The following is a 13,117-nucleotide window of genomic DNA, read 5'->3' as shown; positions in this document are numbered from 1 at the left end:
AAAGAAATCCCAGACCATCCAAAAGATGATCACGGGGCGGTCCAGCCCACAGGCCGGACCGATAAAGGCACTGGCTTTTAACACGCTGTTGAGTTCTCAAGAAACGGACACCCACCGCGCCGGACCCGCTCTCACGGTCCCGACTCCGGGGCAACCCTTCGATCGTACCCGATCCGTCCTCTTCGTCCAACTCTGGACGGTTCGGCCCTAGACGTCCCATTTCGATTGAGATGAGTCTCCACCGAGTGAGTCTGCTAGGGGTTCCCCGCCGGGCCGGCCGCCTTCCGGCGTCCCGCTCCCCCGTGGGGCGTGTAGAACATTAGATCCACCCGACAGGGGCGTCAAATCGACTCGGCCGGACACGATCCCGCAGGTCAGATGCTGTTTTCCGGCTTATGAACATGCCCGGATCCGTCCCTCGTAACCGCACTGTGACGTGTATCTACCGAAGTTTGCCCTCACCATGGCGACCGCCCGCCCGGACCAGGCCGGACGGGCGGTCGCCGCGGAACGGGACGGTTCAGGACGCCGTCACCTCGACGCCGCCCACGTTGCGCTTGCCGCGCCGCAGCACGAGAAAGCGGCCGTGGAGCAGGTCGGCGGTGGCCGGCACGGCGTCCTCCGACTCGACCTTGGCGTTGTTGAGGTAGGCACCGCCCTGGGCGATGGCGCGGCGTGCCTCCGACTTGCTCTTGCACAGGCCGGACGCCGCCAGCAGGTCCACGACGGTCGGCAGCTCGCCCGGAGGGACCTCCGTGCGGGGCACCTCGGCCAGGGCGGCCTTCAGCGTCCGCTCGTCCAGTTCCTCCAGGGCTCCCTGCCCGAACAGGGCGCGGGAGGCCGCGATGACCCGGGCGGTCTCGTCGGCGCCGTGCACGAGCGTGGTCATCTCCTCGGCGAGCGCCCGCTGCGGGGCACGTGCGGCCGGGCGGTCGGCGCCCTGCTTGACCAGGTCCTCGATCTCCTCGTGGGGCCGGAAGCTGAAGAACTTGAGGAACTTCTCCACGTCCCGGTCGTCGGCGTTGATCCAGAACTGGTAGAACGCGTACGGCGAGGTCAGCTCCGGGTCGAGCCAGTAGGTCTCGCCGCCCGCGGTCTTGCCGAACTTGGACCCGTCCGCCTTCGTGAGCAGCGGGGTGGTCAGCGCGTGCGCGCCGCCGCCCTCGACGCGGCGGATGAGGTCGACGCCCGCGGTGAGGTTGCCCCACTGGTCGCTGCCGCCGGTCTGCAGCAGGCATCCGTACCGCCGGTACAGCTCCAGGAAGTCCATCGACTGGAGCAGGACGTAGCTGAACTCGGTGTAGCTCATCCCCGTCGTCTCAAGGCGCGCCTTGACCGTCTCGCGGGCGAGCATCCGGTTCACCGGGAAGTGCTTGCCGATGTCGCGGAGGAACTCGATGGCCGACATCGGGCCGGTCCAGTCGAGGTTGCTGACCATGGTGGCGCCGGTCGGGCCGTCGTGGAAGTCGAGGAACCTCGACACCTGGTCGCGGACCCGCTCGACCCAGGCGGCGACGGTCTCCTCCGAGTTCAGGACGCGTTCGGTGCTCTTCCCGCTCGGGTCGCCGATGAGGCCGGTGGCGCCGCCGACGAGGCCGATGGGCCGGTGTCCCGCCCGCTGGAAGCGGCGCAGCGTGAGGATCTGGATCAGGTTGCCGAGGTGCAGGGACGGCGCCGTCGGGTCGAAGCCGCAATAGAGGGTGACTGATCCCGCGGCGAGCAGCGCCCGCAGTTCGTCCAGGTCGGTGGACTGCGCGATCAGGCCGCGCCACGCGAGATCGTCCAGGATGTCGGTCACGGTCTCCCTCGTCTCCGGCTTGCTTTCCATGTGCCTGCCAGGGTGCCTCGGCGGGCGGGTCTCACGCCAACGATATTCAACGTCATTCAACGTCCGCCGACGAAGTGGCGGGCGGGAACGAACACCTCGTGGCCAGACGCGAATGTCACCCTGACGCCTCTGTCGTCCCACTTCACGGCTTTGATGACCGGACGCTGCTCAGGCATCCCGAAGCCCAGGCGGACGAAGTATCCGTAGTGCAGGCTCGGATCGCTTCCCGTGTACAGCCGGTAGTTCACGTGGCGGTCGAACACCCAGCTGCGGGTGTGGGTGACCGCGGCGTAATGTGTACGGCCGTCTTGGTACTTCACCGAGGCGGGCTGCTGCTGGACGCCGCCGACCACGGAGGTCCGCCCGAGCAGGCGGTCGAGGATGACCGCGGCGGTGAGCACCAGGAGCACCAGGAGCACCGCGAGGGCGGCCGCGAACAGCAGCCGCACCGGACGTCGCCGGCGGCTCGCCGGCGCGGCGCCGCCGACGAGCGCGGCGGGCGGTGCGGGGTCAGCCATCGGCGGGGACCTTCCTGCGCTGCCGCGGGACGTGGGGACGGTAGGGGGACACGGTCGGGTCGCCGTCGATCCAGAACCTCCACGGGACCTCCTTGGCCCCGTTCACCCCGGTGCGCGGCCCGGTGCGGATCAGACGTGGATCGGCGGGGTCGCCCTCATGGACGGTCATCGGCCCGCCGGGCGAGCACACGTCCAGGCCGTTCTGCTCCCGCGCGACGCCGAGGGCCTGGCAGAGCCGGGCGGGGCCGCGGGCCAGATCGCGGACGGTCGAGCGGGGCCGCCGCGCGCGGGCGATGTCCTCCCCCACGATGATCTCGCCCGCGCGGAGCAGCACCGCCATGGACGTCCCGTCCGGCCCGCACACGAGGTTCATGCAGAAGTGCATGCCGTAGGTGAAGTACACGTAGACGTGGCCGGGAGGGCCGAACATCACCTCGTTGCGCCGCGTCCGTCCCCGGTAGGCGTGGGACGCGGGGTCCAGCGGGCCCGCGTACGCCTCCACCTCGGTGAGCCGCGCGGCCACCTCGCCTTCCGTGGCGCGATGCGTGATCACATGCCCCAGCAGCGACGGGGCCACCTCGTCCACCGGGCGGTCGAAGAAGTCCCGTGGCAGCAACGCTCCGTACATCGCCTCATCCTGATCGTGGAAACGGTTCACCGGCCGGCGCGCGGCGGCGCGCGCCGGCTCAGGAGTCCGAGCCGGACGCCCAGGCGGCGTGCTCGTTGACGAGCGCGCGCAGCGCGGCGATCTGCTCGCGGACGCGGTCGGGCGCGGTCCCGCCGAAGGCCTTGCGCGAGGCCAGGGCGCCCTGGACGTTCAGCACCTCGCGGACGTCCGGCGTCAGGTGCGGCGACACCTTCCCGAGCTCCTCGTCGGTGAGGTCGTCGAAGTCCTTGTCGTGGACCTGGCACCAGACGACGAGGTGCCCGACGACCTCGTGGGCGTCCCGGAACGCCACACCGCGCCGGACGAGCAGCTCGGCCAGGTCGGTGGCGAGCGCGAAGCCGGCCGGGGCGAGGGCCTCCAGCCGCTCGGTGTTGACCCGCATCGTCGCGATGAGCCCGGACATGGCGGGCAGGACGAGCAGCAGCGTCTCGACGGCGTCGAACGCGCCCTCCTTGTCCTCCTGCAGGTCGCGGTTGTAGGTGAGCGGGAGCCCCTTGAGGGTGGTGAGCAGGCCGACGAGGTGGCCGATGAGGCGCCCCGCCTTGCCGCGGGCCAGCTCAGCGACGTCGGGGTTCTTCTTCTGCGGCATGATCGACGACCCGGTGGCGTAGGTGTCGTCCATCTCGATCCAGCGGAACTCCTGCGACGCCCAGAGGCAGATCTCCTCGCCGAGCCGCGACAGGTGCACCCCGGCGAGCGCCGCCGCGAACAGGAACTCGGCGACGAAGTCGCGGTCGGCGACGGCGTCCATCGAGTTGGGCGCGGCGCCGTCGAAGCCGAGCTCGGCGGCGGTGGCCTGAGGGTCCAGCGGAAGGGACGACCCGGCGAGGGCGCCGGAGCCGAGCGGCGACACGGCGGCGCGCCGGTCCCAGTCGCGCAGCCGGTCGATGTCGCGGGTGATCGGCTGGACGTGCGCGAGCAGCTGGTGGGAGAACAGCACGGGCTGGGCGTGCTGGAGGTGCGTCATGCCGGGCGCTGCGACACCGAGGTTGTGCTCGGCCTGCGCGATCAGCGCGGTCTCCAGCTCCACCAGCCGCGAGACGATCTGCCGGGCGTGGTCGCGCAGGTAGAGGCGCAGGTCGGTGGCGACCTGGTCGTTGCGGCTGCGGCCGGCGCGCAGCTTGCCGCCGAGGGCGCCGAGGCGTTCCAGCAGGCCGCGCTCCAGGGCGGTGTGGACGTCCTCGTCGGCGACCGTGGGACGGAACTCGCCGTTGCGGCACGCCGTCTCCAGGTCGTCCAGGGCACCGATCATGCGTTCCAGCTCGTCGTCGGTGAGCAGCCCCGCGCGGTTCAGGACGCGGGCGTGCGCGCGCGAGCCCATCAGGTCGTAGGGGGCGAGCCGCCAGTCGAACTGGACGCTCACCGAGAGCCGCGCGAGCGCGTCCGACGGGCCGCCTTCGAACCGGCCGCCCCACAGCCGCGTCGGTGCCTTGGTCACGGAAATCCTCTTCTTCCCACCGCTGAACGTTCGGTCATTGCCATCTCACCACGCCGTCCGGCCGCCCGGCGCACGGACGCGGCACATGGACGCGGCACGCGGCTGCGCCGCGCGCGTGGCGTCCGCCACAGGGTACGGCGAACGGCCTAGGCTCGTCGCTCGCGCCCGGCGGTCAGCCTGAGCAGCGCCTGCGCGACGTCCTCCCCGCCCAGCGGGTCGCGGGCGATGACGAGGATCGAGTCGTCGCCGGCGACGGTGCCGAGGATCGACGGCCACTCGGCGTGGTCGATCGCCGAGGCCAGGTACTGGGCGGCGCCGGGCGGGGTCCGCACCATGACCAGGTTCGCCGACGCCTCGGCGGAGACGAGCAGTTCGGCGGCGAGCCGGGAGAGCCGTCCGGTGAACGTCTCGGCGGCGCCGGTGCGGGCCCGCCGGATCCGCTCGCCGCCCTCCCCCGGAACGGCGTAGATCAGGCTGCCGTCGTCGGCGCGCAGCTTGACCGCGCCGATCTCGACCAGGTCGCGCGACAGCGTGGCCTGGGTGACCTCGACGCCCGCGTCGGCGAGCAGCTTCGCCAGCTCGCCCTGGGAGTGGACGGGGTGCCGGGTCAGCAGCTCGATCACCCGGGCGTGCCGGGCGGCCTTGGTCATGGGGGTCGTCACCGGGCGCGCTCCAGCAGCCAGACGAGCAGCGCCTTCTGGGCGTGCAGCCGGTTCTCCGCCTCGTCCCACACCCTGCTCTGGGGGCCGTCCAGGACGGATGCTGCGATCTCCTTGCCGCGGTAGGCGGGAAGGCAGTGCAGCACGACCGCCTCCGGAGCCGCGAGGGCGAGCAGGGCGTCGTCGACGGCGTACGGCTCGTACAGCGAGGTGTCCTTGCCCTGCTGGCCCATCGACACCCACGTGTCGGTGGCGAGGACGTCGGCGCCGGCCGCGGCGGCGCGGGCGTCGTCGGTGACGGTGACGGACCCGCCGGTGGAACCGGCGATCTCGGTGGCGCGGGCCAGGACCCCGGAGTCGGGAGGCAGGGACGCGGGCGCGGCGACGCGGACGTGCATCCCCGCGGTGGCGCAGCCGAGCAGGTAGGAGTGCGCCATGTTGTTGGCGCCGTCGCCGAAGTAGGCGAGGGTGACGCCGCGCAGGTCGCCCTTGGCCTCCCGGACGGTCTGCAGGTCGGCGAGGACCTGGCAGGGGTGGAACTCGTCGGTGAGGGCGTTGACCACCGGGACGGCGGTGCCGGCGGCCATCTCCTCGATGCGCTCCTGCCCGGCCGTCCGCCACACGATCGCGCTGACCTGCCGTTCGAGGACGCGCGCGGTGTCGGCGATGGTCTCGCCGCGGCCGAGCTGGCTGGTCCCGGCGTCCATCACGAGCGGGTGCCCGCCGAGTTCGGCGATGCCGACGGTGAACGAGATCCGCGTCCGGGTCGAGGGCTTGTCGAACAGCACGGCCACCGACCGCGGGCCCTCCAGCGGCCGGTGCCCGAACCGGTCCTTCTTCACCTGCGCGGCGAGGTCGAGGACGTCGGCCTGCTCGGCGGGAGTCAGGTCGTCGTCGCGGAGGAAGTGCCTGGTCACGATCGGTTCTCCTGCTCGGTGGCGGCAGCGTCGAGGATAGCGGGGAACGCCCCGGCGAACGACCGCGCCTGCTCGGCGGTGAGGACGAGCGGCGGGGCGATGCGGACGGCGTCCGGCTGCAGCGCGTTGACCAGGAAGCCGGCGTCGCGCGCGGCGGCCTCGACGGCGGGCGCGTGCGGGCCGGTGAGGACCGCCGCCCGCCACAGCCCGCGGCCCCGCACGCCCGCGAGGAGCGGATGGTCGACGGCGTCGAGCTCCGCGGCGAGGGTCTCCCCCACGGCGGCTGCGTGGGCGAGCAGGCCGTCCTTCTCGATGGTGGTGAGGACGGCGAGGGCCGCCGCCGCTGCCACCGGGTTGCCGCCGAAGGTGCTGCCGTGGTCGCCCTTGGCGAACAGGCCACCGTTCGGCCCGAACGCGACGCACGCCCCGATCGGGAGCCCGCCGCCGAGGCCCTTGGCGAGGGTGAGGACGTCGGGCCTGGCGTTCTCGTGCTCGAACGCGAACCAGGTCCCCGTCCGGCCGATCGCGGACTGGATCTCGTCGGCGACGAACAGCGCGCCCGCCCCGTCGCAGACGCGCCGGGCGGCGGTGAAGTAGCCGTCCGGCGGCGGGACGACACCGGCCTCGCCCTGCGCCGGCTCCAGGAAGACCGCCGCGCAGTCCTCGTCCACCGCGGCCTCCAGGGCCGCGGCGTCGCCGTAGGGCACGAACCGGACGTCGATGCCGAACGGGCCGAACGGCTCGCGGATCGACGCCTTGCCCGTCAGGGACAGCGCGCCGAGGGAGCGGCCGTGGAACCCGTTCTCCGCCGCGACGAAGTACGACCGCCCGTTCGTCTTCCCGTACTTGATGGCGAGTTTCAGCGCGCACTCGTTGGCCTCGGTGCCGCTGTTGGCGAGGAACACCCGGCCGCCGCCGAGCAGCTCCCGCAGCCGCTCCGCGAGCAGCACCTCCGGCTCGTGCAGGAACAGGTTGGACGTGTGCGCCAGGGTCGCGACCTGCGACGACACCGCCGTCACGAGGGCCGGATGGGCGTGCCCGAGCGAGCTGACCGCGATCCCGGCGATGAGGTCGAGGTACTCGCGGCCCTCGGTGTCCCACACCCGGCAGCCCTCGCCGCGCGCCAGCGCCACCGGCGGAACGCCGTAGTTCGGCATGAACGCCGCCTCGAACCGCTCTCTCAAGTCGCTCATGCCTGTCCCCTGCGGGGGGACGACCCCCCGCACCCGAGGCTGGGCAGCACCATCGTCCCGATCCCTTCGTCGGTGAAGATCTCCAGAAGCAGCGAGTGCAGGACGCGGCCGTCCAGCACGTGGGCCTGCGGGACGCCGCCGCGCACGGCCGTCAGGCAGGCCTCCATCTTCGGCACCATCCCGGCCGACAGGTCCGGCAGCAGGGCTGCCAGCTCGTCGGTGGTGAGCCGGTCGATCACGTCGTCGCTGTCGGGCCAGTCCGCGTAGAGGCCCTCGACGTCGGTGAGGACGACGAGCTTCGCCGCGTCCAGCGCGACGGCGAGCGCGGCGGCGGCCGTGTCGGCGTTGACGTTGTACACCTCGCCGTCGTCGCCGCGCGCGATGCTGGAGATCACCGGGACGCGGCCGTCGTCCAGCAGCGCCCGGAGGGCGCCGACCTGCACCTCGACGATCTCGCCGACCTGGCCGATGTCGACGGCCTCGCCGTCCACGATCGCGTGCTTGCGCTCGGCGGTGAACAGGTTCGCGTCCTCGCCGGACATGCCGAGGGCGAACGGCCCGTGCCGGTTGATCAGCCCGACGACGTCCCGCTGCACCTGGCCGGTCAGCACCATCCGGACGACCTCCATGGCCTCCGGCGTGGTGACCCGCAGCCCGGCGGTGAACGTCGAGTCGATGCCGTTGCGGGCGAGCGCCTCGTTGATCTGCGGGCCGCCGCCGTGCACGATCACCGGCTTCAGCCCGGCGTAGCGCAGGAACACGACGTCCTCGGCGAACGAGTGCCGCAGCCGCTCGTCGGCCATCGCGTGCCCGCCGTACTTGATCACGACGGTCGTGCCGTGGAACCGCTCCAGCCACGGCAGCGCCTTGATCAGCGTCTCCGCCTTGGACATGACGCCGAGCCTGTTCTTGCGCATCTCGGCGCCGGGAGTGACCGCGCTCATGTGGAGTACGCCGAGTTCTCGTGGACGTAGTCGGCGGTGAGGTCGGTCGTCCAGACGGTGGCGCTGTGCGGTCCGGCCGACAGGTCGACGGTGATCGTCACGTCGCGGGGGCGCAGGTCGACCTTGTCGCGGTCATCGCCGAACGAGCCGTTGCGGCACACCCACACGCCGTTGATCGCGACGTTCACCTGGTCGGGCTCGAACACCGCGTCGGTGGTGCCGACCGCCGCCAGCACCCGGCCCCAGTTCGGGTCCTCGCCGTGGATCGCGCACTTGAGCAGGTTGTTTCGGGCGATGGAGCGCCCGACGGTGACGGCGTCGTCCTCGGACGCGGCGCCGACGGCCTCGATCGCGATGGCCTTGGACGCGCCCTCGGCGTCCACGAGCAGCTGCCGGGTGAGGTCGGCGCACACCTCGGTGAGCAGGGCGGTGAACTCCTCCTCGTCCGGGACGGTCCCGGCGGCGCCCGAGGCGAGCAGCAGGACGGTGTCGTTGGTGGACATGCACCCGTCGGAGTCGAGCCGGTCGAGGGTGACGCCGGTGGCGGCGCGCAGCGCCCGGTCCAGCGCCGCCGCGGGCAGGTCGGCGTCGGTGGTGACGACGCACAGCATGGTCGCCAGGGACGGCGCGAGCATGCCCGCGCCCTTGGCCATCGCCCCGATCATGTAGCCGCCGGCGCCCTGCCGGAAGGCGATCTTCGCGACGGTGTCGGTGGTGCGGATCGCGTCGGCGGCGGCGAGGCCGCCGTCCCCGCGCGACAGCTCCGCGGCGGCCTTCTCGACGCCGGGCAGCAGCAGGTCCATGGGGAGCCGCTCGCCGATCAGCCCGGTGGAGCAGACCGCGACCTCGCCCGCCGAGTCCTCCAGGGCCTCGGCGGCCTTCTCGGCGGTGGCGTGGGTGTCCTGGAAGCCCGCGGAGCCGGTGCACGCGTTGGCGCCGCCCGCGTTCAGCACGACCGCGCGGACGCGGCCGCCCCTGAGCACCTGCTCCGACCACAGCACGGGCGCGGCCTTCACGCGGTTGCGGGTGAAGACGCCGGCGGCGGCGCGCGACGGCCCGTCGTTGACGACGAGGGCCAGGTCGCGGTTGCCGCTGTCCTTCAGCCCGGCGACGACGCCGGCGGCGCGGAAACCCCGGGGGGCGGTGACGCTCAAGGGGACACTCCGATCGTGGTCAGCCCGAGTTCTTCCGGGAGGCCGAGGGCGAGGTTGGCGCTCTGCACCGCGCCGCCCGCGGTGCCCTTGGCGAGGTTGTCGACGGCCGCGACCACCACGAGGCGGCCGGCCGCCTCGTCCAGGGCGGCCTGGACGAGGACCGTGTTCGCGCCGAGCGTCATGGACGTGGCGGGCCACCGCCCCTCCGGCAGGAGCCCGAGGAACGGCTCGTCCGCGTACGCCGTCTCGTACGCGGCGCGCAGTGCCGCGGCGGTGACGCCGGGACGGGCCCTGGCGGTGCAGGTGGCGAGGATCCCGCGGCTCATCGGCGCGAGCGTCGGGGTGAAGGAGACCGTGACCGGCTCCCCCGTCACCGCGCTCAGGTTCTGCACCATCTCCGGCGTATGCCTATGCGTCCCGCCGGCGGCGTACGCGGACACCGAGCCCATCACCTCGCTGCCCAGCAGGTGCGGTTTGAGGGCCCGTCCGGCGCCCGAGGTGCCGGACGCGGCGACCACGACGACATCGGGTTCGGCGAGCCCGGCGGCGAACGCCGGGAAGAGCGCGAGCGACACCGCCGTCGGGTAGCAGCCGGGGACGGAGACGCGCTTGGTGGCGCGCAGCGCGTCCCGGTGGCCGGGCAGTTCGGGGAGGCCGTAGGGCCACGTCCCGGCGTGGGGCGTCCCGTAGAACCGCTCCCAGGCGGCGGCGTCGGAGAGCCGGTGGTCGGCGCCGCAGTCGACGACCAGGACGTCCGCGCCCAGCCGCTCGGCGATCGGCCCGGACTGCCCGTGCGGCAGCGCCAGGAACACCACGTCGTGGCCGGAGAGCGTCTCCGGGGTGGTCTCGGCCAGGACGCGGCCGGCGAGGGATCGCAGGTGCGGCTGGTGCTCGCCCAGTTCGGTGCCCGCGTTGGAGCCCGCCGTCAGCGCGCCGATCTCGAACTCTGGATGTCCCGCCAGGATGCGCAGCAGCTCGCCGCCCGCGTACCCGCTGGCGCCGGCGACCGCCGTCCGGATTCCCATGTCCCCGCCCTTCATGCGTATCAAGCAAGAGTATGCATCAGGCTGGATGTCTATTCAATGACAGGGTCCCTTTTCCCGCCCGTTGAGACGAGCGCCACAGGCGCCCCAGCCGGGCGTCAACCTGTGTTGACACCAGCGGCCACCGAAAATAGTTAGAGGTCTAAAGATTTGCCGTCTAAACATCAGGGAGCTAACATCCCTCGCATGGAGAACTTCGGCCTCGAGGACCTGAAGATGTTCGGGCCCATGGAGGAATGGCCGATCGGGCGGCTGTTCGGAGCCGCGTCCCGGCTGTCCGGCCCCATCGTGTGGCGGATCATCGAGAGGCACGGCATCAGCCCCGCGGGGTTCTTCCTGCTGCGGCTGCTCATCGTCGAGGACGGGCTGCGTCCCGGCGAGGTCGCCAAGCGCCTGCTCGTCACCCCGGCCACGGTCACCTCGGTGGTCGACACCCTGGAGCGCAACGGGCACGTGCGCCGCGAACGCTCCTACCGCGACCGGCGCGGCGTGATGCTGCGCATCACCGACTCGGGGCGGCGGCTCCTGGCGGAGAAGTCCGCGCCGATCGGCCGGGACCTCGCCCGCCTCTACGACGTCGTGGACGAGGAGGACGAGGCGGCCGTCCGCAGGTTCCTGCTCAAGCTGATCGACAAGTTCGAGAACCACTCCCCCGACGAGGAAGAGAAGGAAGAGGGCGCGTGACAGAACCCCCCGAGGCCGCCGTTCGCACGGTCGGCCTGAAGAAGACCTATCCCGCGTCCGGTCAGCGCCCCGCCGTGCCCGCCGTGCAGGGCATCGACCTGGACGTCCCCCGCGGCGAGTTCTTCGGGCTGCTCGGCCCGAACGGCGCGGGCAAGTCGACCACCATCGGCATGCTCACCACGCTGGTCGTCCCGACCGGCGGCAGCGCGCAGGTGACCGGCCTCGACGTGGTGAAGGACGCGGTCGAGATCAAGCGGCGCATCGGCGTGGTGTCGCAGAACAACACCCTCGACAGCGACCTGACCGTCGCCGAGAACCTGGAGTTCCGGGGCCGGTACTTCGGGCTCGGCGCGCGCGACGCCCGCACGCGGGCCGCCGAGCTGCTGGAGCTGTTCGGGCTCACCGAGCAGCGCGGCGGCAACCCCTTCGAGATCTCCGGCGGGCAGGCCAAGCGCGTCATGATCTGCCGGGCCCTCATGCACGGCCCGGAGGTGCTGTTCCTGGACGAGCCGACCGCCGGCCTCGACCCGCAGACCCGCACGAACCTGTGGGAGGTGCTGCGGGGCCTGCAGGCGGCCGGGCAGACCATCGTCCTCACCACCCACTACATGGAGGAGGCCGAGGCGCTCTGCGACCGGGTCGCGGTCGTCGACCACGGCAAGATCCTCGCCAGCGGCACCGTGGACCGGCTCAAGTCCAGCGCGGGCGCCGACACCGTCATCACCGTGACCTACGACTCCGCCGCCCCGGAGGAGATCAGGAAGCTCGGCGACCGGGAGGGGATCAGCCGGGTCGAGGTCACGGGCGGCCAGGTGCGCGTCTTCGCCGCCGAACCCGACGGGATCCTCGGCGAGCTCGTCACCATCGGGTCGGCCGCCGGCGTCGGCGTCACCGACGCCACGCAGCTGCGGCCCAGCCTGGAGACCGTCTTCCTCACCCTCACCGGAAGGGACTACCGAGAATGACCGCGACCGCGGCACCCGCCGTCCTCGCCCCGCCGCCGCCCGCGCGGGCCACCGTGCCCCGCACGTTCGCCGCGATGATGGCGCGCGAGGCGCGGGTCATGCGCAAGAACTTCCTGTCGACGTTCGTCCGGGTGCTGGTGCAGCCGGTGATGTTCGTGTTCGTGTTCGCCTACGTCCTGCCCAAGCTCGGCGGCGGGGCCATGGCGGGCGGGCCGGGCGGGCCCACGTTCTCCACCATCCTGCTGCCCGGCCTGGTCGGCTCCTCGATCATCATGCAGGCGATGATGGCGGTGATCTTCCCGCTGATGATGGAGCTGAACTGGCAGAAGTCCATCACCGACCGGGCGCTCGCCCCGGTGCCCATCCCGCTGCTGGCCGCCCAGAAGATCATCGCGGCGGCCGTCCAGGGGCTGATCGGCGGGCTGCTGGTGTTCCCCGCCGTGCTGTTCATCCACGCCGAGGGGCAGTCGCCCGAGGTGCACGTGGGCAACTGGCCGGTGCTGGTCCTGGTGATGGTGGCCGGGTCGCTGCTGTCGGCGTCGGGCGGCCTGCTGCTCGGGACGGTGATGAACCCGCAGAAGGTCCAGGTGCTGTTCGCGATGGTGCTGCTGCCGATGACGATGCTCGGCTGCGTGTACTACCCGTGGTCGGCGCTGGAGAACATCCGCTGGCTGCAGATCGCGAGCCTGTTCAACCCGCTGGTGTACGTCAGCGAGGGGCTGCGCAGCGCGCTCACGCCGGACATCCCGCACATGCCGGTCTGGGCGTTCCTCGTGGCCATCGTCGGCGGGACGGTCCTGCTGGCGTGGGCCGCGACCCGCACGTTCACCAAGCGCGTGCTGACCTGACCCTGGAGCGCGGAGCGGGGCCCGGGGGTTTTGCCGCCCCCCGGGCCCCTCGGTTACCGCCCACTTGGCACGCCGGCACATCAATGGACGCGGATCAGCCTGAAGCCCTCGCGCGTTGCCGTTACGCCATCGCCCCACGAGCGGAGCGAGCCGGATTCGAACCGGCATCTCAAGGGTGAACGTCCACGTCCGCGCGATCCGGCGATCGGCGGTGAATGCTGAGTCTGGAGCGAGAGTCTGAGTTTGAGCGGGCGGACTG

Annotated in this window: 13 protein-coding genes; 3 read left to right on the top strand and 10 right to left on the bottom strand. The window is 72.0% G+C overall.

Annotated elements, in window-relative coordinates:
• Positions 1 to 520 precede the first annotated feature (520 nt).
• From tyrS to argC, 10 genes are all read right to left on the bottom strand, one after another.
• Positions 521 to 1,798, bottom strand: coding sequence for a tyrosine--tRNA ligase (gene tyrS, locus ABGB11_RS30825; protein WP_347638534.1), 1,278 nt, complete (start codon positions 1,796 to 1,798; stop codon positions 521 to 523).
• An 86-nt stretch (positions 1,799 to 1,884) separates the two neighbouring features.
• Positions 1,885 to 2,346, bottom strand: a complete 462-nt coding sequence (locus ABGB11_RS30820) for a hypothetical protein (protein WP_347638517.1) — start codon at positions 2,344 to 2,346, stop codon at positions 1,885 to 1,887.
• The gene (locus ABGB11_RS30815; RefSeq protein WP_347638515.1) at positions 2,339 to 2,974 is read right to left on the bottom strand and encodes a DNA-3-methyladenine glycosylase; all 636 of its coding nucleotides are present in this window, start codon (positions 2,972 to 2,974) and stop codon (positions 2,339 to 2,341) included. Before ABGB11_RS30815 ends, ABGB11_RS30820 begins: the two co-directional genes overlap by 8 nt.
• 58 nt (positions 2,975 to 3,032) lie before the next feature.
• Entirely contained in the window at positions 3,033 to 4,451 is a 1,419-nt protein-coding gene (gene argH / locus ABGB11_RS30810; protein WP_347638513.1) for an argininosuccinate lyase, read from the bottom strand.
• Between the two features lie 146 nt (positions 4,452 to 4,597).
• Positions 4,598 to 5,101, bottom strand: a complete 504-nt coding sequence (locus ABGB11_RS30805) for an arginine repressor (RefSeq protein WP_347638532.1) — start codon at positions 5,099 to 5,101, stop codon at positions 4,598 to 4,600.
• Between the two features lie 8 nt (positions 5,102 to 5,109).
• Positions 5,110 to 6,027 carry an ornithine carbamoyltransferase gene (argF, locus tag ABGB11_RS30800; protein WP_347638511.1) on the bottom strand — a complete coding sequence of 306 codons (918 nt, stop codon included), beginning with the start codon at positions 6,025 to 6,027 and terminating at the stop codon, positions 5,110 to 5,112.
• Positions 6,024 to 7,220 (bottom strand): acetylornithine transaminase, encoded by a 1,197-nt coding sequence (locus tag ABGB11_RS30795; protein WP_347638509.1) that lies wholly within the window; start codon positions 7,218 to 7,220, stop codon positions 6,024 to 6,026. The genes argF and ABGB11_RS30795 overlap by 4 nt, the downstream gene beginning before the upstream one ends.
• Positions 7,217 to 8,137, bottom strand: coding sequence for an acetylglutamate kinase (gene argB / locus ABGB11_RS30790; protein WP_347638530.1), 921 nt, complete (start codon positions 8,135 to 8,137; stop codon positions 7,217 to 7,219). The genes ABGB11_RS30795 and argB overlap by 4 nt, the downstream gene beginning before the upstream one ends.
• A 23-nt stretch (positions 8,138 to 8,160) precedes the next feature.
• Complete coding sequence (gene argJ, locus ABGB11_RS30785; RefSeq protein WP_347638507.1) at positions 8,161 to 9,318, bottom strand: bifunctional glutamate N-acetyltransferase/amino-acid acetyltransferase ArgJ; 1,158 nt, start codon at positions 9,316 to 9,318, stop codon at positions 8,161 to 8,163.
• Positions 9,315 to 10,343 (bottom strand): N-acetyl-gamma-glutamyl-phosphate reductase, encoded by a 1,029-nt coding sequence (argC, locus tag ABGB11_RS30780; RefSeq protein WP_347638505.1) that lies wholly within the window; start codon positions 10,341 to 10,343, stop codon positions 9,315 to 9,317. Before argC ends, argJ begins: the two co-directional genes overlap by 4 nt.
• A 204-nt stretch (positions 10,344 to 10,547) precedes the next feature.
• Between argC and ABGB11_RS30775 the strand changes: the two genes are divergently transcribed.
• The 3 genes from ABGB11_RS30775 to ABGB11_RS30765 are packed head-to-tail and all read left to right on the top strand — an operon-like array spanning position 10,548 to position 12,858.
• Positions 10,548 to 11,045 (top strand): MarR family transcriptional regulator, encoded by a 498-nt coding sequence (locus ABGB11_RS30775; protein WP_347638503.1) that lies wholly within the window; start codon positions 10,548 to 10,550, stop codon positions 11,043 to 11,045.
• The gene (locus ABGB11_RS30770) at positions 11,042 to 12,010 is read left to right on the top strand and encodes an ATP-binding cassette domain-containing protein (RefSeq protein ID WP_347638501.1); all 969 of its coding nucleotides are present in this window, start codon (positions 11,042 to 11,044) and stop codon (positions 12,008 to 12,010) included. Before ABGB11_RS30775 ends, ABGB11_RS30770 begins: the two co-directional genes overlap by 4 nt.
• A complete protein-coding gene (locus ABGB11_RS30765) occupies positions 12,007 to 12,858 on the top strand; it encodes an ABC transporter permease (RefSeq protein WP_347638499.1) in 852 nt (283 codons plus the stop codon). The genes ABGB11_RS30770 and ABGB11_RS30765 overlap by 4 nt, the downstream gene beginning before the upstream one ends.
• Positions 12,859 to 13,117: the final 259 nt, after the last annotated feature.

Origin of the sequence: Actinomadura sp. B10D3, assembly GCF_039871695.1 — a bacterium.
Classification (GTDB): Bacteria; Actinomycetota; Actinomycetes; order Streptosporangiales; family Streptosporangiaceae; genus Spirillospora; species Spirillospora madurae.
This window is presented reverse-complemented; position numbering and strand designations above follow the sequence as displayed.